We start from the raw sequence: 26,029 nt of genomic DNA, 5'->3' as shown, positions 1-26,029 counted from the left end.
AGTATTCGAGCTCATATTGTTGGGTGAATGTCCATTAAAGAAGTCGTCTTCTAGCAAATCTTCTAAACAACTTCGGGATTAGATTAGTATTAGGCGTGGGGTTCGATATTCATAATGACATGGCATATTTCATATGACTAAGTAAGTGCTTTTTGCTCACATAGAGGAGGGATATGATTGGATGCATTCGTTGCGCGCTCATTAGATGAGATACGATTTTGGTCCAGGATCATGAAAGAGCATTCATTTTTTCTGGGGTTAGGTTTTAGAGCGGAAGATACTCAACTCATTACAGAAGCCAATCGGTTTCATGCTATTTTTGAGGATATTGAGAGAAGATCACATGATTTTAATATCGATACAGACCCTCACACAATCAAAGAGTTTAATACGGAGGTCCAGAATGCGGCGACTCATATTTGGGCGTTTAAGAGAATGGTATTGGGCCTTATATTGCAATGCAAGCTTCCCGGACAAACCAATCTCCCTTTACTGGTAGATCATATAAGCCGGGAAGCGAATTATTTCAGAAACCGTTTAGAGGAACTCAATTCAGGAAAGCTCGAACCATTACCCGATGCAATTATTGATGAAAATGTATTTTTCCTAAAAATCATGGCCGATCACGCAAAATTTATAGGCCATTTGCTTGATCCATCCGAACGTAAACTGGTTGAACAAGCTAGGGAGTTTAGCAATGATTTTGATACACTGATGTTTCAAGCGATTGATTTAAGTCATATGCGGCCACAGTCGCAGACCGTTCCACTCTTGAGTCAATTTGTTCATGAAAACCGTGTCTCTGTTAAGTCCTTGCGTGATTTTAAGAAAACAGCGCGTGATTTAATCGACGAATGCCGAATAAAGAGCATTATCCATCCTTTATTAGCCGATCATGTATTTCGTGAAGCTGAGCGCTTCCTTTTTATTCTCGATATGTTTGATCAATCTTTATCAGGTGTTAAGGTGAATAAGAAAGAAATCATGCACTGAAAGACCGTATCTTTTAAATCCTAAACAGGTGTCGAAATTTATAAATCATTACGTTGGGCCCTCTTCCTATATCTCAAAAAAAGGAGAAACCCTGCCTTGTGTAAAGCGGGTTTCTCTACTTTGTAGAGATCACTTTATAATGTCGTCAATTCGTGATTCCGACTATGAATGCACAATGTTCTTATGCTCATGTTCTTCATGACTACATACTTTAAGTGTATAACCTGTATCATCGTTAGTACACCATGACTGAGATTGAAAAGCTAAGAATAATGCGACCCAACGGTCTTTAAACTGAATTAGCAGTCCCCCGTCTTGCCAAACTCCATTATCTTTTTCCCATTTGGGATTTCCTGAGTTTCCTTGATTCATATGAATATCGTGAACTCCATTCCCGGGTTTGAAATGAAAGTATTCATCCTCTTTATGTTCAGGGCCAAATCGTTCTCCATAAGCATATATAACAGCTTCTTCATCAATGGCTTTTTGAACATAGTCTGTTAACTTTTCGTACAAATCGTTGTCGGGACCAGGTTTAATATTTGGGAGTGGTGTCATTTGTTTAGGATTAAACAGACCGCCCCTGACATAATCCAATGCAATCTCCCGATTGTTTTTATTGATTCCAGTGAAGCCTTCTGTCATACCTTGCAGATGGGTAATTTGCGAGGAATTAAAATTTTCGCCAATCAAATAAAGAACTTCTGACGGCCAATCTTGTGATTGGATATTAATGGCTAATCTGAACTTTTCTTTGCTATGCGATACTTCCATGAGCACTTCTAGATGCTGGTCATCTTTTCCTAATTTAAATTCTTTAGGAATTGCTTTTAGCACACCGTATTTAATGGGCATTGTTATAGTCTCCTTGCGATTAATTTTTTACATTTTCTAGCGTGTCTTATATTTGTGTTTTTATGTTGGGTAATTTAGGGATTATAAATTTTTTTGAAAAATGGAACAATAACTCAGTATTTAATAAACAAAGGAGGAAACAAAAATGTCAGAGGTTAAGGGATTGGGTTTAACCCCATCTCCAATAGATAAAAGGGATATTCTTATGTCTTCTATTTTGCCGCCTTTTATTATTCCATCAAAATTTGAAGTTAAAGAATTAACTCCCGTAAGAGATCAGGGACACGAAGGAACGTGCGTTGGATTCTCCTGCGCTGTAGGTATGAAAGAGTGGCAAGAGAGAGATAAACATGTCGGACTCTCACCTAGATACCTTTACGAGAAGGCAAAAGCAGCAGATTCAGCCCCAGATAATACACCTCGATGTACTCCTGATGGAGACGGGACATCTATTAGGGTAGCCATGGATATACTGAAAAAACAGGGAGTATGTGAAGAAAGCTTTTGGAAGTATGAAGCCTGTAATCCTGGTAGTCCCCAAGCTGGAGCAGATACAAATGCAGCAAAATATAAAATAAAAGCATATGCAAATCTGGACACGATAAAAGCAATGCAGAGAAGCTTAGTTGTAAATGGCCCTTTTGTAGTCGGGACATCAGTGTACAAAAACTGGATGGATACAAACGTAGCGGTTACAGGTAAAATACCTTTACCGGGAAGTAGTGAATTTATAGGTGGACATGCCATATGTATTGTAGGCTTCGATGATGATACCCAAATGTTCAAATTTAAAAATTCTTGGGGAACTCGTTGGGGAGATAATGGATTTGGTTACTTACCTTATGATTATCGTGTTCAAAACCAAGCGGAACATTTCTTTTTTGAAGCGTATAGCGCAACTGATCTAATCGACAATGTTGACGCCTTAGTCAATGCTAAGGAGAAAATACTGCAGCAACTGGGTGAAGAGTTTAAAGAAGAGATTGAGCTTCATCATTGGGGAGGAGATCAGGTTATTAAATATCACTAGAAAGTCAGGTGATTTAATGATCATTTCCATTGAAGAGAAGGACAATGGTAAAATCCTCCGTCTAAAAAAAGGCGAAGCCTTCCAGATTACCCTACTTGAAAATGCATCTACAGGATATACATGGTTGGAAGAAATCGTTTCAGAGAAAAATGTGGTTCTGCTTGAGAAAGAAGATTATGTTGGTAACCACACTGTAATTGGAGGATCTGGTGTCCGAGCTTGGACGTATACGGCAAATGAAGCAGGTCAGAGAAAGGTGAGATTTCATTACCAAAGGCCGTGGCTACAGGAGGCTGTAAAAAGTTTTGAAATTACGGTTATTGTAATATAGGGACGCTGAAAAGCGTTCCTTTTTTATTTCTGTGTTTTAATAAGGGGATTCCATCCAAAGAATATATACCGCAATTATCGAATTGGATATAATGTTTCTAACTGAAAGGGGCTGCATGGCAATAAGTAATACTTACGAAGTGCTTGAAGAGCGCATATCCCTTTGGGGACTTTCTAATGAAGAATTATTGCGGTTTATATTGTAGGATCGGGGGCAAGAGAGGACAAACCTTATTCTCCCCGATATAACTTACATTCAGTTCAAAAATCATTTAGCCAAATGGTCGATAGAAAGGGGCGCGTCCATGAGTGATGAGGTATCGAAACCAAAGGTCCATCTACTCATCTAATAAGCGATTACCCAAACTTCAAACCATGTATTTGCATGCAGTAGAAGGAATTAGAGAGCAATGATTATCATGTGCTTTATATGAACCCGATTGAACCTCATTGAGGTATAACTTACAATGAAAATAGCAAATATAATCTGTTAGGCGAAGAAGAGAGAGTACTGGAGTGAACCAAATGAAAGTATTGGCAATTGCACCGTATGAAGGATTAAAAGAGCTGATGATCGAACTGGCGGAAAAAGAGCAATTTGACTTGGAGATAGAGGTTGGGGATTTGCAGGCTGGACTGAGACTGGCCAGAGAGGCTGTCGTAGATGGTGTAAACGTGATCATCAGCAGAGGCGGTACGGCTGAAATGATACAAAAGGAAGTCTTGGTGCCGGTAGTAGAGATTGAAATCTCGGGCTACGATATTTTGCGGGTGCTGACACTGACTAAAAATTACAATGAAAAAACAGCAATTGTCGGATTTCCGCCAATTGCGCACGGTGCAGCTGCGGTATGCGATGTCATGGATATGGATATATCCACTTACGTCACAGATAAAGATAGCGTTGAGGGATTACTGGTCCGCCTTAAAGCTGAGGGATACAGAATGATTATCGGTGATGTAGTGACTGTGGGCAAGGCTGAGCAGCTTGGACTAAGTGGTGTGCTCCTGACATCAGGAAGAGAAAGTGTGCTAAAGGCTTTTCAGAATGCTAAGAAGATACATGAACTGATGGAGAGATTGAAGGACGAATTTATAGTTCCGCATCGTATTGTCAAGGAGTCATCTACCGGGTTTGTGGTATTTGACGAGAACGGGAAATCTATATTTGCCAATAATTCTGCTCCGAATCTAGCAGCCTTCGAACAGATGGTCCAGGAAAGGAATGCTTTTTCTGTACTAAAGGAAAAGGGCTTTTTCCGAGGGACATTCAGAACAGATCAGCATAGCTGGCAAGTAGAGGGGGAGCGGCTAGACCAATCGGACCGCATGCTGTACAGCTTCCAGATCAAAAGCAGCAGTGACGTGAAGTTTCGGGAAATACAAGGAGTTACGATGATTCTTCCATTTGAAAAGAATATGACCTATATGAATCATATGGATATGGTGAAGTCAGAGCCCATGAAAAAATTAATCGACGAGTCTCTGAAGCTGTCCGAAATGGATGAACATTTTGAGATTCAAGGGCGAGTAGGCACGGAAAAGGAATTGATAGCTGAATATATCCATTTTAAAAGCCGACGACACCATGCGCCGTTGCTGATCGTGGATGCTTTGCAAATTTCAGATCAGCAATGGAGCTGTTTATTTGAAGAAAATACTATACCACCGGATGGAACTCTATATATTAAAAATATAGATTGCACTACGACGGAACAGCAGAAGATGCTACTGCAATGGTTACTTGACTCTGTGCCCAAAGCCAGGCTGATTACGTCCTGGGCAAAAACCCCTGAGAACGATATTCAGGAAGACAGCGTTCTGTATCAGTTGTATGAACTCTGTGGTCGGCTTCATATCCGTATTCCGGATTTGAAGGAAAGGGGCGAGGATATTATTCGTCTTGCCAGCCTTTTAATCCATGAATGCAATGAAAAATTCGGAAAGCAGATTGTTGGGCTTCGGCCAGAGGCAGAACATCTGCTTAGAGCATCCGCATGGCCGGGCAATGTGGACCAATTACGCAGAACGGTGTACCAGTGTGTCATGCAGACAAATACAGCATATGTGGAAGCACGTGATTTGGAGGCTGAATTATATGCGGCCGACATGACTTATGAGACGGGAATTAATTTACAGGGAACGCTGGAAGAAATTGAACAGGATATTATCCGCAAGGTCTTTATAGAAGAAAACGAAAATCAGACGAATACCGCCAAAAGATTAGGCATTAATCGGACCACCTTATGGCGTAAATTAAAATAGTATACCATGTTATATTTGCGCATGTGCGTGCCCCCTAAAGCTGGAACGAATTCATTTGAAATTCGTCCAATATGGCTTTAGGGGGTATTTTGTTGTGAAAAAGGATCAACAACGCAATAAAATTGTTGCAAAATAAAACAGTTGGAATACATTTCTTAAAAAGATAATAAATTTATGTTGCTAAATGGAACGTGTTGAATTACAATTTCATTGTAAACGCTTAACAAACATTCGTCAGGGGGATAGACATGCTACTTAACTTTGAGGGGATATACCCTGCTTTATTGACTCCTTTTACGAAAGAAGAAGCAGTAAACGAGCCTGTATTGAAGCAACTCGTTAATCGTTTGATTGATGCGAACGTACATGGAATTTTCGCCTTGGGCACCAATGGGGAGTTTCATGTGCTTACGACCGAACAAAAGCTGAAAATAGCTGAGATTGTAGTAAAGGAAGCTGCTGGTAGGGTCCCTGTAATGGTGGGAAGCGGGGGCAATAGTACCGGAGAAGTGATTGAGCTTTCGCAGGCCATGGAGCAGTTGGGTGTTGATGCGTTGTCGGTCATTACACCTTACTTCATACCGCCGACGCAGGAGGAGGTTGAGGAACACTACAGAAAAGTAGCGGCTTCGGTCTCCATTCCGGTACTGCTGTATAACATCCCTTCCAAGACAGGTTTTTCCTTTACGCCGGAAACGGTAGCCCGTTTGGCCAAGGTTCCGAACATTATTGGTATCAAGGACAGCAGCGGCGATTTTAACAAAATCGAGCAATACATTCATCATACACGTGATGAAAATTTTGCAGTCATCGCAGGGACGGATTCCCTTATTCTGCAGACGCTCCAAGCGGGCGGCACTGGTGCCGTGGCGGCAACTGCCAACCTGCTCCCTGAGACGGTCGTGGCGATCTACGAACACTGGAAGGCCGGAGATAACCATAAGGCACAGGCCGCACAGCAGGAACTGCAACCCTTGCGTGACACGTTCGGGCTGACGAGCATACCCGCTTCATTGAAGAAGGCGGTCGAATTATCCGGCATTCCGGTAGGCCCGCCCAAAGCACCTATTCAGGAGGCCAAAGGAGAGGCACTAAAACAAATAGAAGCGGCTGTGAGATATTATCAATCCAAATAGGAGGTTCTCAATGCTAACAACTTACCAATTTCAGACAGCGGCCCGTATTCTGGCTGGTGAAAATACATTATTGCAACTGACAGATCATCTGGCAGCGATTCATCCTCATATTCAAAGAGCGCTCATCCTGACGCAGCCTGCACTCCAGGAAATGGGCTACACCGGCAGCATAGAGCAGCAATTGACGGACAAGGGCATTTTGTTCGATGTATGCACCTCCATTTTACCGGAGCCGACGGAGCAGAATATTGAAGAAACCTTTGCGGCTTTTTCGGAGCACAAATATGAACTTCTCATCGGTTTGGGCGGCGGCAGTGTACTGGATGCGACCAAAATTTTATCCGTGCTTATGACCAATGACAAAAGGATCAAAGACATGCTGGGCACGAATCTGGTCGAGCATCCCGGCATCCCGACGGTCTTGATTCCAACCACATCGGGTACAGGGTCCGAGGTGACACCCAATGCGATTGTTACCATCCCGGATCAGGAATTGAAAATCGGGATTGTCAGCTCCTATCTGCTTCCGCAGCTGGTGATTCTCGATCCGGTGCTGACACTGGGACTGCCCAAGCCGATCACCGCTGCGACCGGAATGGACGCCTTTACCCATTCGATTGAGTCATTTATATCGAATAAAGCCAACTATTTCAGCGATATGTTCGCTTTGGAATCCATCCGGCTGATTTCCTCCAGCATTATTGAAGCCTATGAGAATGGTGCTTCTATCTCAGCTCGTGAAAAAATGCTGCTGGGATCAACCTATGGGGGAATGGCGCTTACTGCAGCAGGCACAGCGGCTGTTCATGCTCTGGCTTACCCGCTGGGTGGCAAGTATGGTATTCCTCACGGGGTAGCCAATTCGATGCTGCTGCCGCATGTGATGGAATTTAATATGGACCATTGTGTGGAAAGGCTCACACTCGTTGCCGAGCCGATGGGAATTGAGACAGCAGGACTATCACCAGAAGACGCAGCCCTACGCGTTATCGAACAAATCCGCGAATGGACAGCAAAACTGAATATTCCACAGGATCTAAAAGAGTACGGCGTGCAGGAGAAGGATCTGAAAGCCTTGGCACAGTCGGCTTCCGAGGTTACCCGGCTGTTAAACAACAATCCAAAGGTGCTAAGTCTTGAGGATATGGAGAATATTTATCGGAAGCTGATTGTCGTATAAAGGGAGGATTAATGTGAGAATTGCCATTGTCGCCGACGATCTTACAGGTGCAAATGATTGCGGGGGACAGTTGGTTCGCTACGGAATGAACGTTTCCGTTCAAATTAATCCGGTCATTTCTGAAGAAACGGATTATGATGCCGTCGTGTTTAATACGGTCAGTCGTTCTCTTCCCGCAGATCAGGCATCAGCCATTGTGAAAAAAATCAGTACGTACATTAAGAGTCAACCCTTTGACATTATTTACAAAAAGATTGATAGCACGATGCGTGGCAATATCGGTATTGAACTGAACGCCATGGATGAGGTTATACGTCCTGATTTTGTCATGATCGCTCCCGGGTATCCCAAAAATGGGCGTCAAATTATTGAACGAATACACCACTTGAACGGTCGGAAGCTGCATCATACCGAAGTAAGCCGGGACCCTAAAACCCCCGTTTTGAAGTCCGACGTCGTTGACCTGATTGCAGAGCAAACAGGTCACAGTGTAGGCCATCTATCGAAAGCCGATCTGGATCAAGGGGAGGCTTATATTTCGCAGAAATTGCTTTCGTATAAAGAGCAGGGGGTCACATATATCGTCTCCGATTCTGTGATCGAGAAGGACCTGGAGATGCTGGTTAACTCGATCACTGCCCTGCCATACAAAATTGTCTGGGTCGGTTCGGCTGGTATGATGAACCATCTGCCCAAAGCTTATCAGGTTCAGGAGAAGTCTGTGACCAAACCGATTCAGCTTACAGCACAGCCTATTCTGTTGGTTATGGGAAGCGTTAGTGAAATGGGACGTGCTCAACTCCAACACCTGATGGATAGCGGACGTGCAAGCCGAGTGGAGGTTCAATCGGAAAAGGTGCTGACAGATGGCGTCGAAAGACGACAAGAGATGGAACGTGTACACAGGGAAGCGTCCAGGTGCCTGTCCAGTGGTAAAAATGTTGTCATTGTAGCGTCCGATAACATGGAAGAAACCAGAGAGACGGGAGCACAGTTAGGTATGGTTCCTCTCCAAATCAGTGATGCGATTTCCAGCATCCTGGGTATGTTAACCGAAAATCTGGTAGAAGAGCTTGAAATTAAGAAATTATTTCTTACAGGTGGTGATACAGCATATCAGGTACTGGAACATTTGGATATCCAGGAGATGGAATTGGTGGAGGAACTGGAACCGGGTGTGTTGCTGGGTAAATCCAATACCAAGGAAATGTATATTGTCACCAAAGCAGGTAACTTTGGTTCAGATAAGACCATGGAAAATGTCATCGTCAAACTTCAAGGAGGCGTGTAAACGTGGGCAAGCCAATTATCGGTATTACCATGGGGGATGCAGCAGGAGTGGGGCCGGAGATCATTGTCAAGGCACTCCTGCATGAGCAGGTCTATGACGAATGCAGACCGGTTGTGATTGGAGACGCAAAAAGCATGAGACGGGCCATTGATCAAACCGGTGCGGTTCTTGTGCTCAACAAGGTGAACAGTATAGAAGAGTGCCGATTTACCCGGGGTGTCGTGGATTGCTATGATCTCGACTTGCTGCCGGATAACCTGAAGCAAGGGGAGGTTTCGGCAGAAGCGGGAGACGCGGCTTTTCAATTTATTCAGAAGGCTGTTACACTGGCGCTGTCCAATCAACTGCAGGCGGTATGTACGGCTCCATTGAATAAAGAGGCTTTGCATAAAGGAGGCCATTTATATCCGGGACACACTGAGATTTTTGCCGAACTGACGGATACCCAAAATTACTCCATGATGTTGTCGTCTCCCAAGCTCAAGGTCATTCATCTGACAACTCACGTGGGTTTAAAAAAGGCGATTGATACCATCACACCGGAGCGAACCTACAATGTCATTCGACTGGCGCATGATACGCTGGTACGGGCCGGCTATGAAAGTCCTCGTATTGCTGTATGCGGCATTAATCCGCATGCCGGGGAGAACGGCCTGTTCGGTGAAGGGGAAGAAGAAGAAAAACTGATTCCGGGAATTGAAAGAGCATTACAGGAAGGAATCAATGCCAGTGGGCCACATCCGGCAGATACACTGTTCTTCCGTGCTGTACGTGGAGATTTTGATATTGTTATCGCTTGTTATCATGACCAGGGGCACGTCCCGATCAAGGTGCTGGGACTGGAAGAAGGCGTCAATATCACAGTCGGGCTAAAAGGCGGTTTCATCCGCACTTCGGTGGATCATGGTACGGCATTTGATATTGCCGGCAAAAATGTTGCTGACGAAAGAAGTATGCTGGCTGCCATAGCGTCGGCTGTAGAGCTATCTCCCAAATAATATGAGTGCGAGAGATGCGAATAGGACCCGATGATCCGGCTGATGCCGGTTCATTTCAGAAAATGTAAGCGCTTATAAGTTCATTTTTTAAGTATTTTGGAGCATAAGGGGAGCCGTCAGATGGAAAATTTAAGCGCAGGTACAGTACTATTTATATTGATTGTAATTGCTGTCTATATCGTTTTTACAACAATATTGACTTTTAAAATGCGTAGTAAATCCAGTTCTGAGTTTAATAATGCAGCCAAATCCTTACCTGCTATTGTCGTTGGTGTCTTGATGATGTCCGAGTTTATCGGAACCAAATCGACGATAGGCACTGCAGAATCCGCATTTACACACGGTATAGCTTCTTCATGGTCACTTTTGGCGGGATCTATCGGCTTTTTTCTATTCGCTTTCTTTCTAGTTAGCAAGTTTTATAATACAGGTCATTACACCATTTCCGGGATCGTGCGTGAGAAGTTTGGTCCATCCACCAAAACGGTCGTATCTATTATTATGATTGTGTCTCTGCTGGTCGTTAATCTGGGGAATTATCTGAGCGGGGCAGCGGCTATTTCTTCTATTTTGGGAATCCCGATTATGACTTGTGCCATCATTACCATGATTATCAGCACCATCTACTTTACGTTTGGCGGGATGAAAGGCGTGGCATGGATCACCATGATCCACTCGACCTTCAAATATGCGGGCATTTTGCTTACCGCGTTTATTGCATTGTATATGACTGGCGGTTTAAAGCCAATGCAAATGGCGCTTCCTGAACATTACTTCACATGGGATGGTAGCATCGGAACGAGTAAAATTATTGCATGGATCATCGGTACGATGGGGGCGATCTTTTCAACCCAATTTATTATTCAGGCCGTTACGTCTGCCAAAAATGCCAAAGCGGCCAAGCGTGCTACCATCTATGCCGGCCTGCTGTTTCTTCCACTCGGTTTGGCTGTAGCCATCATCGGTGTATGTGCGCGCTATTTGTACCCGGATATTGATCCGATTTACGCGTTTCCCGTGTTCTTACAGCATATGAATCCGATACTCAGTGCGATTGTTGCCACTTCACTGGTAGCTTCCATTTTTGTAGGCGTGTCTACAGTAGCTCTTTCAACGACAACGTTGTTAATGGATGATTTTGTACTCCCGAGAATGAAGCAGGTTACTCCGGAAAAGCAATTGAAAATGACGCGGATCATCTGTATTTTGGTAGGAATCATTCCGTTACTGGGTGTAGCTTTTGCCCCGGAATTGCTGTCCCTTTCCTTTTTCACCCGCGCGTTGCGCGCATCAATTTCAGTTGTTGCGGGAATGGGCTTCTTCCTGCCAATGTTCAGCTCCAATCGTGGGGCAACCATCGGGCTTTCCATGTCAGCTTTAGGTACAACCATATGGTACTTGCTGGGTGATCCTTATGGAATCGATAATATGTACATTGCTGTTGTCACACCGCTGATTGTGATGTTGATTGATCGGTTCATCGGTAAACCCCGGCCAAGCGAAAAGTCTCCTAAGACGGAAATCATAAACGAGAATTAGAAACAGGGAGGATTCAAAATGAATAACAAGCAGGAAACAGCTACCTTTCATTATAAAGTTACGCAGGCGGCCAACGAAAAACATCGGAAAGACGCTTTTATTCCTTCGGATGCCATACAAAATCATGCGGCCAACCTGCTACCTCTGGATAACGGCGACTTGTTATGCGTATGGTTTGCCGGTACCCAGGAAGGGATCCCTGATATTTCTATCTATCTTTCCAGATTGAATAAAGGAGCGGAGGAGTGGACGGAGCCTGTTAAATTATCTGACGATCCGACTCGTTCGGAGCAGAATCCAATTCTCTTTGCTGCTCCTGGCGGTAAGTTGTGGCTGTTATACACAGCACAAAAATCCGGCAACCAGGACACGGCAATTATCCGTTACCGGATCTCCGAGGACGAAGGTTACACTTGGGGAGATATCGGTACGTTGTTCGATACGCCTGGTACTTTTATTAGACAGCCGATCACAGTGCTGGATAATGGAGACTGGCTGTTGCCTATCTGGTATTGCTACACGAATCCCGGTGAGAAGTGGACGGGAAATAAAGATGTAAGCGCGGTGGAAATTTCCTCTGATCAAGGTCGAACCTGGACAGAGGTCAGTGTGCCGGATAGCTTGGGTTGTGTCCATATGAATATCGAAAAATTGGATGACGGCAGGCTGATTGCACTTTTCCGCAGCCGCTGGGCTGATTATATCTACCAAAGTGAGTCTGTGGATCACGGAAGAACATGGAGCAGTCCGCAGCCGACCTCACTGCCCAACAACAATTCGTCAATTCAATTTACTAAACTGGACAACGGCCATCTGGCACTAGTTTTTAATAACATCAATGCGAATGAATCCATGGAGCGCAGAGCTTCGTTGTATGATGAAATTGAAGATGAGGAGGAAGAAGCAGTCGTTGAATCTGCCACTGTCCCGGTTGCCGAGGAGCGTCAGGCCTTCTGGGGAGCACCGAGAGCCCCAATGACCATCGCCATCTCCAAAGATAATGGGCTCACCTGGTCGGAAGTCAAAAATATCGAGGTGGGGGACGGATATGCCATGACGAATAACTCCAAGGAAAAGCTGAACCGGGAGTATTCCTACCCTTCCATTAAACAATCCAGAGACGGAAAAATTCATATCGCATTCACTTACTTCCGGCAGGCAATCAAGTACGTTGTCATTACAGAGCCATTTGTAGAAAATAATTGATCACGCACAAAAAACAGGAGGTAGGTTCCATGATCGTGGCTGCATTGGAACAGGAGGAGCGATACCGTCATATCCATCTGAATTTTAAGCAGGCCTTCTTATTTTTACAACAAACACCGTTTTCAGAGCTTACCACAGGGAAATATGAGATAGACGGTCAGAGGGTCTTTGCCCTTGTGCAAGAGTATGATACCAAACCCGAGGCCGAATGTGGCTGGGAAAGCCACCGTGAATATATCGATATCCAATATATAGTGTCAGGCAGGGAACAAATTAATTATGTATCGCTCGACCAGCTCACAGGGGGTTCTGATTATGTAGCGGATAAGGATAAGATCAGCTACGAATCCTCAGTGAGTCCGGGCAGCTCATTGCAGCTAGGTGCAGGTCAGTTTGCTGTGTTTTTCCCCGAAGATGGCCATCAGGCATGCATACGTTCCGGCCAGACAGAGCACGTCAAAAAAATTGTAGTTAAGGTGAAAATTTAACCTTGTTAAAACATAGAGACGAAAAGGGAGGAGTGAGCCATGATGCTCTTGGAGGGGCGTGTAGCAGTAGTGACCGGAGCCAGCAGAGGGATCGGCAGATCTATAGCACTCACACTAGCCGAGCAGGGAGCATTCCTGGTTATTAACGGGACCCGTGAGGACCTGCTGCTTGATCTGGCGGCGGAAGTGAATGCGCTGGGTCAGACATGCGTCGTCTGTGCAGGAGATGTCTCGGATAAAGAAATTGCCCAACAAGTGGTCCATACCGCTATTGAACATTTTGGTTGTATAGACATCCTTGTGAATAATGCCGGGATCAACATGCGTACCTCAACCTTGGAAATGGACACTAAGGATTGGGAAAAGGTGCTGGATGTGAATCTGAACGGTACGTTATATTTGTGCATGGCTGTATTACCCCACATGATTGAAAAAAATTATGGAAAAATCGTAAATGTGACTTCTACGACCGCCAAAACTCCCCATCGGAATGCAGCACCATCGTACGGGGCATCTAAAGCTGGAGTGAATTATTTAACACAGCATTTGGCACTGGAGATGGCTAAGCACAATATCTACGTAAATGCCGTATGCCCTGGCCCGATTGATACCGATATGAGTAAACAATGGACACAGGAATATCGTCAGGAAGCCATCGCCCGCATACCGCTTGGAAAATTGGGTGCGCCCGAAAACGTAGCTGATACAGTATTATTTTTAGCTTCGAAGATGTCGGACTTTATAACCGGGGAATCGATAAATATTAACGGTGGGACTTATATGAATTGATAGCTCTCCATAAAAAGGACTCTCCCTGCATCAGCAGATGGTAACCATTCAGGATGTAAACCCGTCTGAGTATGCAGGGGGGATGATCAATGAACAGCTTCACGTTGTTTAGACGAACTATAGCAGTAGCTTGTACCGCAGTGTTACTATTATCTGGCTGCACGCCAGCGAAGGACGAGGAGCATGAAAAATCGTCTGTAGAATCCACACAAGTGGGGCGGTCGAATAGGCACGAAAAAGAATGTTCAAATGTAACTATTGATTACGCGTCTTTAGCAAAATGGAATGGCGTTACCTACTGGGCGAGCTATGAGAACGACAATAGTAACTTGCACAAAGGGGAGAAAGTTGGCGCAATTTCATATCGTATGGCAGATCATGCTTGCCCGGGGTATGTGATGAAGGACGGGGATGCGACGTTGCTGGAGATCGGTACAGAACTGTATGAAGTGAATGGGTATGCCCAATCTGCCAGATTATTTGCGGGGAATACACTGTATGAAGCAACGCATAACCCTTTTGCCAAGACTATTAATGATTTGCTGGATATCTCGGGAAAAATAGCAGTCGTTCGCTTTGTAAGCGGCAATGACGGGACTCGTTTGAAAGATTTCACACCCCAAGCGACTGCCCTATTTGCCGAAACATATCCCAAACTAAATTATGTTCCTTTTGACCAAATGTACAAACAGACCAAGGGATTGGTCGGGAACAGCTACTATCTCCAAATTGAAATGAAAGACGGATCAACGAGAAACCTTGCCTATCATATCCAATCTAAAGCCTTCTATCCTGCCGGATATGCTTCTCCTAAACTGGCTCAGCTTGTGGAAGAACAACGTAAACGAATATACGCTAAATAAAGGACTACAGCTCAGAATTATCCTTCCCGATCTCTATCGAAAATACTTCTTTAAAACCTCTCTCACCATCTGCTGTAATGTATATTGCCCGGGTTTTGGGCAGGCGTTGAATCCAGTTTAATTCTAATAATCTGCCCAAAAGAGCATTCCCCAAGGCTCCGGCTAGATGGTGGCGTCGTTCACTCCAATCCATGCATTTATGTGAGAAGGAGCGCCGCTTTTTTTTCGTTGCTTCAAGGTCAATTTGAAAGTCTGCAAAGAACGCCCTCCCTTTTTCAGTAACAGAGAACCCGTCCCGATCCTGCGAAATGTAATCTTTTTGAATGAGAGAAGCCGTTAGCTGTACACCTAAATGACCTGCCAGATGATCGTAGCAGGTTCTTGTCTGACGTATGGCTTTGTCTTCGGAAGCATGCTGGAATGACTTGATTGGAACAGGTGGAGCTATGGATAAAAATGACTCCATTACCCGGGCAACTTCGGGATTTTGAATGCCGTAGTAACGGTGACGCCCTTGTTTCTCCACAGTAACGACTTGAGCCTCGGTCATTTTAGCCAAATGGAAGCTGGCGGTTTGCGGTTTGATGCGTGCCATATGGGCCAGCTCGCTTGCAGGATGGAATCTGCCGTCTAATAAGGCGGTTAAGATGGCTGCGCGGGAAGGCTCGCTGACGAGAGAAGCAATCATGGCTACATTTGATTTGGCGCTCATGGCACAGTTATCCTCCTTTGTAATCCATACTTCGATGAAAATTGAAGTATTTATATTCTACAATAAGGAGGCAGATCTGAACAGAAGGAGAAGAGATAATGGACCAAATAAATCAAATAAATCAAATAAATCAAATAAATCAGATGAATTTCAGCCCAGACATCAAAACGATTAAACCTAGCATTTTATATTATGGAACCCCTGTGATTTTACTCAACACGCTGAATGAGGATGGAACGACCAATATCAGCCCTATTTCCTCCTCATGGGCATTGGGAGATTGTGTCGTACTGGGTATTGGAATAGGTGGGAAAGCATTTGAAAATATGAAGCGGCATCCCGAATGTGTGATTAATATTCCGGGACCTGCCTTATGGGAGCATGTGGAGCGGTTGGCCCCCTACACGGGCAAAAATCCCGTACCCGAGGATAAGCAACAAAATGGCTTTACCTATCAGAAAGACAAGTATGAGATTAGCGGACTAACTTCGATTGACTCTAATGTGGTCAAGCCCGCTCGAATTAGGGATTCCCCTATTCAAATTGAAGCCAAGGTGAAGGATGTACGGATTCCTGATCATTCTCCTTATTTTGCAATCGTTGAAACCCAAGCTGTACAGGTGCACGTTCATCAGGATATGATCCTCGGTGATAACCACATTGATCCGGCAAAGTGGAGCCCACTCATCTATAACTTCCGCCATTATTTCGGCCTTGGTGAGCAGTTGGGCAAAACCTTCCGGTCTGAAACCTGATGTTTTAGAAAATTTATGATTTCCTACCTGAATAATGAGAATTATCTTCCCAAATCGTTCTTTTTGTGCGAGAATGATTGAAAAATCATTCATGATTGCGCATACAGAAAGAGAAGATTCATACAGCACGTATAACAAGGGAGGAAATAACCATGTCAGAAGATCGCAAGCTGTCATTCGAAACTCTCGCTGTCCATGCCGGACAACAAATTGATCCTACTACTTTTGCCCGCGCCGTTCCGTTATACCAAACCACCTCGTATGGATTTCGGGATGCCGAGCATGCGGCTGATTTGTTTTCGCTAAAAGAGTTCGGCAACATTTATACGCGCCTGATGAATCCGACCACGGATGTGTTCGAGCAGCGGATCGCAGCTCTGGAGGGAGGGGCTGGCGCGTTGGCAACGGCTTCGGGAGCAGCAGCCATTTCCTTTTCCATCCTGAACATTGCGGGAGCAGGGGATGAAATTGTGTCGGCATCCAGTCTATATGGCGGTACATATAATTTGTTTTCCACGACGCTGCCGAAGCTGGGCATTAAGGTGCATTTTGTGGATTCGGATGACCCGGAGAACTTCCGCAAAGCCATTACGGATAAAACGAAGGCGTTATTTGCCGAAACGATTGGCAATCCACAGGGCAATGTGCTGGATGTGGAAGCTGTAGCAGCGACTGCGCATGAATACGGTATTCCGTTAATTGTAGATAACACGTTCCCAAGCCCGTACTTATTGCGTCCCATTGAATACGGAGCGGATATTGTCGTGCATTCTGCGACGAAATTCATTGGCGGACACGGAACGTCCATTGGTGGGGTGATCGTAGACAGCGGCAAGTTTGACTGGAAAGCAAGCGGCCGTTTCCCGGGACTGACCGAGCCAGACCCGAGCTATCACGGGGTTGTATACACCGAGGCGGTGGGGCCTATTGCATATATTATCAAGGCGCGGTTACAACTGCTGCGTGATCTGGGGGCAGCTATTTCACCGTTCAACTCATGGTTGCTGCTTCAGGGCTTGGAGACACTCCATCTGCGGCTGGAAAGACATAGCCAGAATGCTTTGAAGGTAGCGCAATATCTCGAAAGCCACAAGGATGTGGAGTGGGTCAGCTACACTGGATTGCCAAGCCATCCATCCTACGAATTAGCCCAAAAATACTTGCCGAAAGGGCAAGGGGCGATCCTGACTTTCGGCATTAAGGGCGGCAGTCAGGCGGGAAGCAAGCTGATTGAAAATGTGAAGCTATTTTCGCATCTGGCGAATGTAGGTGATTCCAAATCTCTAATCATTCATCCGGCTAGCACAACACATCAGCAGTTAAATGCGGAGGAACAGGTTGCTGCTGGAGTCAAGCCAGAGCTGTTGCGTTTGTCTGTCGGGACGGAAGCGATAGACGATATTTTGTACGATTTGGAGCAGGCGATCGCGGCCAGCCAGCAGTAGTTAAGTTAGCAGAGTCCAGAGTCGTGGGCTTGTTCAGCAAAGTGTGACAGAGCATTCGTGCAGGATTCCGTAAGTGGTTTTTCAATCCAGATTGGTTTTCGATCTGTGGTTAATCGGGTGGGGGGCAACCTCCACTTTTTTGCGTCCATGTCATGAATAAATAGCGTTGACAACATACCCCCTCAGGTATATATTATACCCCATAGGGTATATGAGGAGGGGAAGAAATGAGCAGAAAAATAGTTATTATTGGCGGGGTAGCAGGTGGAGCTTCTGCGGCGGCAAGATTGCGTAGATGGAATGAGGAAGACGAGATTATAATGTTTGAACGCGGAGAGCATGTTTCTTTTGCAAACTGTGGACTTCCTTACTATATTGGCGAGACGATCCGTGCGCGGGAGAAGCTGTTCCTCCAGACACCTCAAGGGATTCGAGAACGTTTTAATATAGATGTACGGGTATTTACCGAAGTTATAGAAATAGACCGGGAGCAGAAGCTCATCCGCTTCCGTGATGTAATAACAGGAACAATGGGGGAGCAACCGTACGACTTGGTGGTTTTGTCCCCAGGGGCCAAACCGATGATACCGGATATTCCCGGATTAAACGAAGCTACTAATCTATTCACGCTAAGAAATATTCCTGATACGGACGTGATTAAGGCATATGTAGATGAAAAGCACCCGCGACATGCTACTGTAATCGGCGGTGGATTTATCGGGCTGGAAATGGCTGAGAATCTGCGGGAGCGTGGACTTGCGGTAACGATTATCGACCAGGGAGAACAATTGCTTAATCCGCTAGATCCTGAAATGGCTAAACTGGTAGAACAGCATATGAAGCTGAACGGAGTGGAGGTGCGCTTAAAGGAAGGGGTCGCGGCTTTTGCAGATCAGGGTACACGGCTCCTTTTAGCTTCGGGAGATGTGCTTCAGACGGATTTGGTTATTCTGGCGATTGGTGTTGTTCCCGAAAATGAACTGGCCAAGCAAAGTGGATTGGAGCTTGGTTTTCGCGGGGCTATTCAAGTGAACGCCCAACTGCAAACTAGTGATCCGGCCATTTATGCGGTAGGAGACGCCATTCAGGTCAAAGACCGCAATCACGGTTTTGCGACCATGGTATCGATGGCTTGGGGAGCCAATCGGCAGGGGCGCCTGGTGGCGGATCATATGAATGGTCAGGCCATTTCTTATGATGGCGCGCTCGGAACGTCCGTGATTAAGACCTTTGCCTTGACAGCAGCATCGACAGGCAATAACGAAAAAACATTGCTACGGCTGGGCGTTCCCTATAAGGCTATTCATATTCATCCCGGTTCGCATGCGGGTTATTATCCCGGGGCATCGCCAATCTCTATGAAGCTGCTCTTTAGCCCGGAGACGGGAATGATATACGGGGCACAGGCCGTTGGAGCCGACGGAGTAGACAAAAGGATTGATGTGATTGCGACGGCCATGCGTGGGCATTTGGAGGTGCGTGAGCTGGCTGATATCGAACTTGCCTATGCTCCCCCATATTCTTCGGCTAAAGATCCTGTCAATATGGCTGGTTATGTGGCTTCGAATATAATAGATGGGCTGGTCCAAACGATGCAATGGCATGAAGTCGATGACTTTTACCACAACGGTGGTGTCATTATTGATGTAAGGGATGAGGTGGAGCTGCAAGCAGGAGTCATTCCGGGTTCTATCCATATTCCTTTGCCGGAGCTGAGAGAACGGATGTCAGAAATCCCTCGTGATCTGGAGATCGCGGTATCCTGCCAGGTCGGTTTGCGGGGTTATATTGCGGCCAGAATACTGACCCAATATGTTATCAGGTGAGAAACGTTGATGGTGGCTACAAGACGTATTCAGTTATGGCTGAACGGGATTCTGATTATGATCTGCCTACAGGGGGTGAACTGGACGAGGAAGCTAAAGACGGGTCCGGCGTTCCTTCGAGAGTTGCGGAAGAAGCCGTAAGCCCCGACACAGAAATTACTCTGCTGGATGCCTGTGGGTTGCAATGTCCGGGTCCTATTCTCAAGGTATATGAAGCTGTTAAGACACTGGAAGAAGGGCAAAAGCTGGAGGTTACCGCAACCGATTTCGGTTTTGCGAGAGATATTGAAGCGTGGTGCCTCAAAACCGGGAATACGTTGGAATCTTTGGGAGTGTCCCAAGACAAGGTTAAGGCTGTGGTACGCAAAGGTTCTGGCAAGCCATCTGCTATTAACGGTCGTTAGTGGTGGTAGAAGAATACAAGCAGGACAGCGCCGATGCTGTCCTTTTTTGCTTGGAATCTGCCAGGTTTTGTGTCCTACAATGGCTCGTTTTCAGCCGTGCAAATGAAAGAGACTTGTGGTTATTTGTACAACAGATCAAGGACGGCGGTTTTTAAAATAGTTCATAACCCAACCAATGTGATTGAGATGGTCTGTCACTTCGCCATGCAGGGCACCAAAAAAAGTATCTTGAAGCTCTACGTCAACGGTACCTTTTTCCGCCAGTGCATGGTAAGCCTGCTTAAGCTCCTCTTCGCTGTCAAAATCGAGAATGATTTGTACATGTTGCGCTTTTAGCGGTTTACCGTAGGAATCGGAAAAATGGATGTGACTGCTGCCCAAGTGAAGCTCAGCGTGTAAAAGCTTGTCTTCCTGCTTGTTCAGTACTTTAATTTCTCCGCCCAAAACAGACTGATAGTAATCCACCGTTTGCTGGACATCGTTCACAATGACAAAGGGACTTGCACTTCTCATGGGTTCATCTCCTTTGGGGCCTTTATGTAGTTACTATACATTATTTACGTTGCCGGCAGGATTTACCCCTTTTCATTTCAAATTATGGCTTGGTTCACTGTGTGACGTCTGTTACAATAGAAGTGACATTTACAAATGGATAGAAAAAAGATCGGACGGTGAGCACTTCTATGCTGTGGGAAGCGACTATATATTTTGTGATTTTGGTAATTTCCGCTCTAAGCGTGATTGCGGTATCAGGTAACCGGAGGACTGCGAGTACAATTCTTTTGGTGCCCATCGTTTTATTTTGTACGATATTTATGGTGCAAGGTTCAGTATTTACAGCGATGAAGCACCCGACGATGGGAGCTAATGTTGGTTCGCACATGGCATTTTTAACAACTTGGGTAGTTACTGGAATATTGTTTGCCGTGACGATTGTGATTGCTTTCATTAAATATAGCAAGAAAAACAAGGCGTAATTCAGCCTTAACCTCAGATGAAAAAGGGCTTTTGGTCTTTGGCCGAAAGCCCTTTTTGTATCCTTTTTTCAACAATGCGGGATGTCTCCGTTTATCTGCGTCTTCTCATGAACAATACAACAACCAGCACGACGATGATGACGATCAATAGAAATTTCATATTCGATACCCTCCTTGGTCTGTCTCTTATTTGGTATTAACCATATTTAATTAGCATGTACCGATTTACCTCAAGAAGATACCTGTTGTGGAGTGTTTGGAAAAAATAGAGCTGGGCTCCAAAAAGAGGTTTACAGGATTAGTTGGGAAGTGTATACATATAGTAAGGAGGCGATTGCCATGAGTGATCGTGGATTTCATCTGTTCTATATTATTTTCCTGACGGTTCTTGCACTAGGAAGCGTGGGTGGAATTGTTTGGTGGCTGCGTTCTGTTGGTCGTCAGGAGAAAGAAAAAAACTGAATTTGAAACGGACGTAAAAGTCCAAAATGCAGCTTCCAGTAGGAGGGTGCATTTTTATGTGTTATAATGGGAACATATGTTCTTTATAGTGGGAGGAAAGACGATGTTGCCTGATTTGGAACGAAAGCTGTTACGGATTTTGTATAACTATTTTGCCCAGCATCGCCATATGCCGACGATGACGGAATTGACCGTCAAAACGGGGAAGAGGGACAGCGAGATTACAGCCGCTTTGCGGCATATGGAACAGGAGCGTTATATTACATGGGAAAATAACTCCAGTACTCAGCATGTGGTTTTGCTGGAAGGGTGGGAGCGTCCTTCAACGGATAGGTTCACCCGCCCGGAAACAGGGCGCACAACTACTCCAACCACGCCGCAGGGCGGCACAGAATACTGGACGAATTATTAAAGTAGAACTCAAAGCTGGAAAAAAATTAATGAGTTTTTAAGGTGCATATCATTTAGTTTTAAGAAAGAGTGACTATAATGACCTTATTAACCCCTTTTTGATCAAGCTATAGACCCTGCCGATGTATTGGCAGGGTCATTTTTTTGGCTATAGATGCTTTCGATGGTGCTTAACAGAATACCTATGTACATTAAAAATCCCCCGGGGATCATCCGGAGGATGGGTGCAGCTTGCGTGAACTGCACGGCCTGCTCGAACTTCATGGTTCGACGGCATAATATATATTCAACCCCTGCTGCCTTGCATAATATGGTCAGCATGTTCATAAGGGGCAGTCCGATTCCACTGCTCATTTTCCAAACGACAAAAGCCCTACCTCTCTTTCGTCCTTGCGGCTCCGATGACCGCGCCAGTGTGAATGTGAAAATCTTCGGCAAAAGCTCAAAATTCTACATTAGGGTTATACATAAAATTTGGAGAAGCTCCATGCGGTGATTAGGAGTATAGCTTGTTGCGCGGAATCCTATGGGGTTTAATACATACTTTAATAGTATAGCAAGAACGATTCTAAAATGCAAGGAATTTTTGGTTTTTTTGATGACAGATTAGAAAAAAATGCAGGATGAAAGTGTATTAGTGCTCCAGAAAGCCGATTAATATGGGTAAAAACTATGAAAAGGTCATCCTATTTAAAAGATATTGCGAAGGGTATAATAAGAGGGAGTATAGGGTGAAATATATAGACGAATTAAGTTTTTCAGTCTATATATGGTTGATTAAAATTTGCTTATAGGATTTGTGCAGATTGCTCAAGCAAGAAGGTTAACTTTTGCCCACTGGACTCCGATATTGAATAAACAAGATGTTTTGTGAGTGTACGGATGAAAAGAGGGGTAGCATTTTGCCGATCTATAAGCGTTTTATTCAGCATGTTATCCTGAACTATATTATAGGTTCGTTTATAGCTGTTCTGTTGGTAGGCGCGATCTTTATATTTTCCACGTTAAATGTAGCCCATTATGAATTTTTAGGTCTTATGAAGATCATTGCTTTTTCCAGTATTATTATGATTGTTTGCGAAACGCTGGTATTTAGGATGCATCTGGGACCAGTTCGTCACTTTTTTCTGAATAAGCGGACGACGTTCGAGGATGTAGAAGCGATGTATATACGGATTCACCGTCTGCCTATTCTGTCTGTGTTACGTATTATGGGACCGCATTTGCTCGGTTTTTCCATCCCGGCAGCTGGTATGGCCATATGGATGATTCATACCAGACAGCTCACCCTGCCCTTCTATTATGTGGGAATTGCCTGTATAGGGGCTTGTCTGGTTGCTTCGATGCACGCGATGATTGAATTTTTCCTGACGATGAGGGCGATCCGTCCGTTGCTGATAGAAATTAGAGACCGAACTTATCAGAAATATGGAATTAACATATCGCTTCGGGGACGGGTATTACTATCGCTCCGGCACAAATTTCAGCTGAGTGCAACGTTGATTGGTGCTTTTCCGCTGTTTTTGTTTTGCCTGGCTACGCAGATTCGGCTGGAACGTCTGGATGAGACGCTTTCCAGCTCCTATTGGGTATGGGCGGGCACGATTTTACTATTTGGTGTGGCCTTTGCTTATCTGGGAGGATGGCTGTTAACCCGTGAGATTGAGCAGCCAATTCACCATTTGCTGGAAAAGATGAATGAAGTAAGGGAAGGCCGCCTGAACGATAAGGCTAGCGATTTGTACTCTGACGAATTTGCGAAGCTGGTTGAAGGCTTTAACATCATGGTCGAGGGATTGAAGGAACGGGAAGACAAAAACAGTCAGCTACAGGAAAGTTATTTCGCCACCTTGGCGGCAGCACTGGATGCGAGGGACGCTTATACCGCAGGACATTCTTTGCGTGTGGCTGAATACTCGGTGATTATTGGGCGAAGGGGCGGCTTGAACGAGACGGAGCTCGACCTTTTGCGCAAAACGGCATTACTGCATGATATCGGCAAAATCGGCGTAGCCGATGCCGTGCTGCTCAAGGATGGCAAGCTGACGGACGAGGAATTTGACCAGATTAAAATGCACCCGGTCATGGGAGAAAGCATTCTCCGCCAGGTGGAGCCGGCCGATGCCATGGCTCCTTATTTGCCCGGCGTGCGTTCGCACCATGAACGTTATGATGGCAAAGGATATCCAGATCAGCTCTGCGGGGAGGATATCCCGCTATTTGGACGGATCATTGCGGTAGCGGATGCGTATGATGCGATGACGTCTGACCGCCCATACCGGAAGGGTATGCAGAAAGAAAAAGCGGTTATGATATTGGAAGACGGAAAAGGAACCCAGTGGGACCCTTACTTTGCCGAATTATTTGTCGATGAATGGCGCCGGAACAAAGGCATCATGAGTTGACCCTATACTGTATATCCACCAGGCGAGCCGTTGCGGTTCGCTTTTTTTATATAGGGATGTACGTATCTTTTGACATGTCGAAAGCTGAAGCTTCATGTTATGATATACGAGAAAAGCAAAAGCGGTCAGCATAGGCCTGGCATCCAATTTTTCGCGCTATGGGAGTGTGAGTCCATGCAGTTTTCAATGATGTTTCTAATGAATCTGGGGATGCTGATTGCCGTTGCCTATGTGGCGAACGTGATTTATAAATATGGGTTGAGTCGTACCTCTTCGCGATTTAAATATATCAGCTCGGTACTGCTGGTGGTATTTGGCGGATGGGTTAGCTCTTGCTTCGGTTTTAACTTTAGTGAGACGGTTATTTTTGACCTGCGCTTTGTTCCGTTGATTATCGCGGCGTTGGTGTATCCCCGTTCCTATACGCTTATTATTATCGGGGTAGCGATTGGGCTTACAAGGTTTACCTTCGGGGTGAATATGGCGGCGTGGGTCGGCTTTCTGAATATGAGCATTCTGGGCGTGCTATGCGCCGGATTGAACTACTGGATGCGCCGTTCCACCTGCCGTCTGATTATTAAGGCATCGTTGACTATTTTAGCGGTTAATATCGTAAATACGTTGAATATTGCCTTTCTGGGCGTCATTCCATGGCGCTATTATGTGGCGGAGGTTGTTCCTCTCACTCTGCCTATTGGCATTGTACTCAGCTTTTTATTTGCGCTGATTTTACGTGATTTTCAGATGGAGCAGATGCGTAATTATCAGATTATACAGGCGAATCAGCTATTATCGGAACAACGCGATGAGTTACAGAAGACGAAAATCATTTTGGAAGAACGGGCCAGACAGTTAATGGTGGCTTCCCAATATAAATCGGATTTTATGGCAACGATGTCGCATGAGCTGCGTACACCACTTAATAGCATTATTAATCTGGCGCAGATCATCAACGAGCAGGGAAAAGAACTGGATGAGGACGAGCTTTACCAGTATAGCGAGCTGATTTATGCCTCGGGGCATGATTTACTCCAGTTGATCAATGACATTCTGGACTTGTCCAAAGTCGAGGCGGGGCGGATGGAAATCGTCAGTGAGCCGGTCAGCGTGCGCGAGATTGCGCAGGTGATGATGATGCATTTTGAAGTCACTGCCAAGGACAAGAAGCTTGAATTCAGCTTGAACGAGCATGGCGATATACCGGATGAAATTCGATCCGATCCCAAACGTGTACAGCAAATTTTGCGCAACTTGTTATCTAATGCTTTTAAGTTCACTCATGAGGGACGTGTATTGCTGGAAATCAGCAGTCAGCATCTGGAACGAAAGGGGCAGGAGGGAGATTGGGTTGTAATCGCGGTAAAAGATACGGGCATCGGTATTTCCAAGCTTCAGCAGCATGTTATTTTTGAGGCATTCCAGCAGGCGAACGGTTCCATTAACCGCAAATATGGAGGAACCGGGCTGGGACTATCGATCAGCCGTGATTTATCCCGCTTGTTGGGCGGTTTTATACGTTTGGAGAGTGAGGAGGGCAAGGGAAGCATCTTTTCCCTGTACCTGCCCATGTGTCCGTCTGAAAGCAGGGAGGCGGGCGAACAGCCGTTTAAATTAGCCTAGTAAACAAGTGCAGGAGCAGGTGCGTTACAGGTGACAGGCATAAGGAGGT

General features: G+C 45.3%; 23 protein-coding genes and 1 pseudogene. 21 read left to right on the top strand and 3 right to left on the bottom strand.

Annotation, left to right across the window (positions count from 1 at the left end; genetic code table 11):
• Nucleotides 1-177 precede the first annotated feature (177 nt).
• Entirely contained in the window at nucleotides 178-993 is an 816-nt protein-coding gene (locus ACQ4MX_RS11840; protein ID WP_431090761.1) for a DUF2935 domain-containing protein, read from the top strand.
• A gap of 162 nt (nucleotides 994-1,155) precedes the next feature.
• Here ACQ4MX_RS11840 and ACQ4MX_RS11835 read toward each other — a convergent pair whose 3' ends face one another.
• The gene (locus tag ACQ4MX_RS11835; protein ID WP_431090760.1) at nucleotides 1,156-1,848 is read right to left on the bottom strand and encodes a DUF2278 family protein; all 693 of its coding nucleotides are present in this window, start codon (nucleotides 1,846-1,848) and stop codon (nucleotides 1,156-1,158) included.
• 145 nt (nucleotides 1,849-1,993) lie between these two features.
• On the opposite strand from ACQ4MX_RS11835, the gene ACQ4MX_RS11830 reads away from it, so the two are divergent.
• From ACQ4MX_RS11830 to ACQ4MX_RS11775, 12 genes are all read left to right on the top strand, one after another.
• Nucleotides 1,994-2,878 (top strand): C1 family peptidase, encoded by an 885-nt coding sequence (locus tag ACQ4MX_RS11830; protein WP_431090758.1) that lies wholly within the window; start codon nucleotides 1,994-1,996, stop codon nucleotides 2,876-2,878.
• A 16-nt stretch (nucleotides 2,879-2,894) separates the two neighbouring features.
• Nucleotides 2,895-3,209, top strand: a complete 315-nt coding sequence (locus tag ACQ4MX_RS11825) for a protease inhibitor I42 family protein (RefSeq protein WP_044646518.1) — start codon at nucleotides 2,895-2,897, stop codon at nucleotides 3,207-3,209.
• A gap of 524 nt (nucleotides 3,210-3,733) precedes the next feature.
• Nucleotides 3,734-5,473: a PrpR N-terminal domain-containing protein gene (locus tag ACQ4MX_RS11820; RefSeq protein WP_431090756.1), complete on the top strand. Its 1,740-nt coding sequence runs from the start codon at nucleotides 3,734-3,736 to the stop codon at nucleotides 5,471-5,473.
• A gap of 248 nt (nucleotides 5,474-5,721) precedes the next feature.
• Nucleotides 5,722-6,609 (top strand): 4-hydroxy-tetrahydrodipicolinate synthase, encoded by an 888-nt coding sequence (dapA, locus tag ACQ4MX_RS11815; protein ID WP_431090754.1) that lies wholly within the window; start codon nucleotides 5,722-5,724, stop codon nucleotides 6,607-6,609.
• 10 nt (nucleotides 6,610-6,619) lie between these two features.
• Nucleotides 6,620-7,789 carry an iron-containing alcohol dehydrogenase gene (locus tag ACQ4MX_RS11810; RefSeq protein WP_431090752.1) on the top strand — a complete coding sequence of 390 codons (1,170 nt, stop codon included), beginning with the start codon at nucleotides 6,620-6,622 and terminating at the stop codon, nucleotides 7,787-7,789.
• A 13-nt stretch (nucleotides 7,790-7,802) separates the two neighbouring features.
• Nucleotides 7,803-9,080 (top strand): four-carbon acid sugar kinase family protein, encoded by a 1,278-nt coding sequence (locus ACQ4MX_RS11805; RefSeq protein WP_431090750.1) that lies wholly within the window; start codon nucleotides 7,803-7,805, stop codon nucleotides 9,078-9,080.
• A 2-nt stretch (nucleotides 9,081-9,082) separates the two neighbouring features.
• Nucleotides 9,083-10,078 carry a 4-hydroxythreonine-4-phosphate dehydrogenase PdxA gene (gene pdxA / locus ACQ4MX_RS11800; protein ID WP_431090749.1) on the top strand — a complete coding sequence of 332 codons (996 nt, stop codon included), beginning with the start codon at nucleotides 9,083-9,085 and terminating at the stop codon, nucleotides 10,076-10,078.
• Between the two features lie 120 nt (nucleotides 10,079-10,198).
• On the top strand, nucleotides 10,199-11,617 hold the full coding sequence (locus ACQ4MX_RS11795; protein WP_431090747.1) for a sodium:solute symporter family protein: 1,419 nt from the start codon (nucleotides 10,199-10,201) through the stop codon (nucleotides 11,615-11,617).
• A gap of 18 nt (nucleotides 11,618-11,635) precedes the next feature.
• Nucleotides 11,636-12,823: a sialidase family protein gene (locus ACQ4MX_RS11790; RefSeq protein ID WP_431090746.1), complete on the top strand. Its 1,188-nt coding sequence runs from the start codon at nucleotides 11,636-11,638 to the stop codon at nucleotides 12,821-12,823.
• Between the two features lie 29 nt (nucleotides 12,824-12,852).
• Nucleotides 12,853-13,311 carry a YhcH/YjgK/YiaL family protein gene (locus ACQ4MX_RS11785; protein ID WP_431090744.1) on the top strand — a complete coding sequence of 153 codons (459 nt, stop codon included), beginning with the start codon at nucleotides 12,853-12,855 and terminating at the stop codon, nucleotides 13,309-13,311.
• Nucleotides 13,312-13,350: 39 nt separating this feature from the next.
• On the top strand, nucleotides 13,351-14,100 hold the full coding sequence (locus ACQ4MX_RS11780) for an SDR family NAD(P)-dependent oxidoreductase (RefSeq protein ID WP_431090742.1): 750 nt from the start codon (nucleotides 13,351-13,353) through the stop codon (nucleotides 14,098-14,100).
• Between the two features lie 89 nt (nucleotides 14,101-14,189).
• Nucleotides 14,190-14,963, top strand: a complete 774-nt coding sequence (locus ACQ4MX_RS11775) for a hypothetical protein (RefSeq protein WP_431090740.1) — start codon at nucleotides 14,190-14,192, stop codon at nucleotides 14,961-14,963.
• Nucleotides 14,964-14,967: 4 nt separating this feature from the next.
• Here ACQ4MX_RS11775 and ACQ4MX_RS11770 read toward each other — a convergent pair whose 3' ends face one another.
• Nucleotides 14,968-15,675 (bottom strand): ArsR/SmtB family transcription factor, encoded by a 708-nt coding sequence (locus ACQ4MX_RS11770; RefSeq protein WP_431090738.1) that lies wholly within the window; start codon nucleotides 15,673-15,675, stop codon nucleotides 14,968-14,970.
• 143 nt (nucleotides 15,676-15,818) lie between these two features.
• Here ACQ4MX_RS11770 and ACQ4MX_RS11765 point away from each other — a divergent pair, with 143 nt between their 5' ends.
• The 3 genes and pseudogenes from ACQ4MX_RS11765 to ACQ4MX_RS11755 form a co-directional block, all read left to right on the top strand.
• The gene (locus ACQ4MX_RS11765) at nucleotides 15,819-16,430 is read left to right on the top strand and encodes a flavin reductase family protein (protein WP_431091312.1); all 612 of its coding nucleotides are present in this window, start codon (nucleotides 15,819-15,821) and stop codon (nucleotides 16,428-16,430) included.
• A gap of 152 nt (nucleotides 16,431-16,582) precedes the next feature.
• Nucleotides 16,583-17,875: a homocysteine synthase gene (locus ACQ4MX_RS11760; protein WP_431090737.1), complete on the top strand. Its 1,293-nt coding sequence runs from the start codon at nucleotides 16,583-16,585 to the stop codon at nucleotides 17,873-17,875.
• Nucleotides 17,876-18,102: 227 nt separating this feature from the next.
• Nucleotides 18,103-20,075, top strand: a pseudogene (locus ACQ4MX_RS11755) (CoA-disulfide reductase); the annotation flags it as partial.
• Between the two features lie 165 nt (nucleotides 20,076-20,240).
• Here ACQ4MX_RS11755 and ACQ4MX_RS11750 read toward each other — a convergent pair.
• A complete protein-coding gene (locus ACQ4MX_RS11750; RefSeq protein WP_431090736.1) occupies nucleotides 20,241-20,618 on the bottom strand; it encodes a VOC family protein in 378 nt (125 codons plus the stop codon).
• Nucleotides 20,619-20,788: 170 nt separating this feature from the next.
• On the opposite strand from ACQ4MX_RS11750, the gene ACQ4MX_RS11745 reads away from it, so the two are divergent.
• The 5 genes from ACQ4MX_RS11745 to ACQ4MX_RS11725 all read left to right on the top strand — a co-directional run bounded on the left by ACQ4MX_RS11745 (nucleotide 20,789) and on the right by ACQ4MX_RS11725 (nucleotide 25,980).
• Nucleotides 20,789-21,082 carry a hypothetical protein gene (locus tag ACQ4MX_RS11745; RefSeq protein ID WP_431090735.1) on the top strand — a complete coding sequence of 98 codons (294 nt, stop codon included), beginning with the start codon at nucleotides 20,789-20,791 and terminating at the stop codon, nucleotides 21,080-21,082.
• A 339-nt stretch (nucleotides 21,083-21,421) separates the two neighbouring features.
• Nucleotides 21,422-21,544, top strand: coding sequence for a hypothetical protein (locus tag ACQ4MX_RS11740; protein ID WP_262384859.1), 123 nt, complete (start codon nucleotides 21,422-21,424; stop codon nucleotides 21,542-21,544).
• A 103-nt stretch (nucleotides 21,545-21,647) separates the two neighbouring features.
• Nucleotides 21,648-21,956, top strand: coding sequence for a hypothetical protein (locus ACQ4MX_RS11735; protein WP_431090734.1), 309 nt, complete (start codon nucleotides 21,648-21,650; stop codon nucleotides 21,954-21,956).
• 901 nt (nucleotides 21,957-22,857) lie between these two features.
• On the top strand, nucleotides 22,858-24,360 hold the full coding sequence (locus ACQ4MX_RS11730) for an HD-GYP domain-containing protein (protein WP_431090732.1): 1,503 nt from the start codon (nucleotides 22,858-22,860) through the stop codon (nucleotides 24,358-24,360).
• Nucleotides 24,361-24,534: 174 nt separating this feature from the next.
• Nucleotides 24,535-25,980 (top strand): ATP-binding protein, encoded by a 1,446-nt coding sequence (locus ACQ4MX_RS11725; protein WP_431090730.1) that lies wholly within the window; start codon nucleotides 24,535-24,537, stop codon nucleotides 25,978-25,980.
• Nucleotides 25,981-26,029: the final 49 nt, after the last annotated feature.

Origin of the sequence: Paenibacillus sp. 8b26, assembly GCF_050626875.1 — a bacterium.
Lineage (GTDB): Bacteria > Bacillota > Bacilli > Paenibacillales > Paenibacillaceae > Paenibacillus.
Note: the sequence above shows the minus strand (reverse complement) of the source record. Positions and strands in the feature narration are given on the sequence as shown.